Origin of the sequence: Streptomyces sp. WAC06614 (assembly GCF_003949795.1) — a bacterium.
Classification (GTDB): Bacteria; Actinomycetota; Actinomycetes; order Streptomycetales; family Streptomycetaceae; genus Streptomyces.
Genome location: NZ_RPRY01000662.1, coordinates 1 through 1,408 on the forward strand (window position 1 = coordinate 1; position 1,408 = coordinate 1,408).

1 protein-coding gene is annotated in these 1,408 nt (G+C 76.1%); it reads left to right on the forward strand.

From position 1 onward, the window contains the following. Positions 1-1,408 (forward strand): DUF4157 domain-containing protein (locus EF918_RS35725; RefSeq protein ID WP_148141357.1); only part of this gene is annotated, 1,408 nt, incomplete at both ends.

The following is a 1,408-nucleotide window of genomic DNA, read 5'->3' on the forward strand; positions in this document are numbered from 1 at the left end:
GTGGCGGGGCGGGACGGCCCCGCCGGGTCCGTCCCGCCCCGCCACCGAACCCGAGGCGACCGCCGTCGTCCCCCGCGACATGGCCGCCGCCTTCGCGCGGCTGTACGGGGTCGACGTGTCCGCCGTACCCGTGCACCGGGGCCGGGCCGCATCCGAGCGCGCCGCCAAGATGTCCGCCCGGGCCTTCACCGAGGGCGGCGCCGTCTTCCTGCCCAAGGAGGCCGGCGACCTGGAGAGCACCAGGGGCCGCGGGCTGCTCGCGCACGAACTGACGCATGCCGTGCAGCAGAACCAGCACGGCGGCGCCCTGCCCGCCGAGGACACCGCGGCCGGCCTCGCCCTGGAGATCGAGGCCCTCCGGGCGGAGCTGTACTTCCGCGGCGAGCCCGGAGCCCCCGAGCCGACCCGGCCCGCCCCCGAACCCGAACCGGCACCCGCACCGGCCGCGCCCGAACCCGCGCCGGCCGACTGCGACCACACCGGCAGCGCGGGCGTGTACGTGCCGCCCATCTCCTGGACGCCGGAGACCGGCATGGTCACCGGCGGGGTCCAGCGCGCCTCGGCCGACGAGATCACCCAGGAGTACCTGGACAACCTCAACGAGCTGCGCAAGGAGCTGGGCCAGGGCGGACGCGTGTCCGCAGTCTCCGAACTGACCCACGAGCAGCGCATCGACCTGGAACTGCGCCTGCGCAAGGCCGGCGTGGCGACCAACGTGGACGAGGAGGACGACGAGGTACGTCCGATGGACTGGGCGGAGCTGTTCGCGCAGTCGGTCTCCTCCGTGACCAGCGGCCTGATGCGTCCTTTCTACTCGCGCAGCGCCGAGGAGCAGCGGGAGAGCCGGGACGAGTGGCGGCAGTGGGCAGTGGACCGCGGCTGGGGCAGCCCCACCGCCGACCGCAGCTTCCTCGACGACGAGGACGAGAACGAGGACGAGGCCTCTGACGAGCGGTGGTCGGACGACGACCCCGACGTCGACCCCGTCCCGCCGGGCGCGGGCAAGGCCCATGCCGCAACCGGGGCTGCGACCGACGCCGCAGCTCCGGCCCCGGAACTGGAACTGGACGACGCGGACCTCGTCCGCCCGCTGTACCGGCACCTGGTCATGCTGCTGGAGCAGGACGGGCTGCTCCCGACCGGCAGCGCCACCAAGGCCACCGGCCCGGCCGGCGGGGTGGCCCCGGGCGACGCCACCGCACCGGACGAGGGGCCGATGTCCCCTCCGGCGGCGGACGGCGGCCGGGCCGCCGCGACCGCTCCCCCGACGGAGGTCGCCCTCGCGCAGGCGGGGCCGGCCCCGTTCGTGCAGGACGGCGCGGCCGCCACGACCGCAGCATCCACTGCGACCGGGCCGGCTACCACCGCACCGGCCGGAGCCCCGGTCGACCCGCCTGCACCGTTCCCC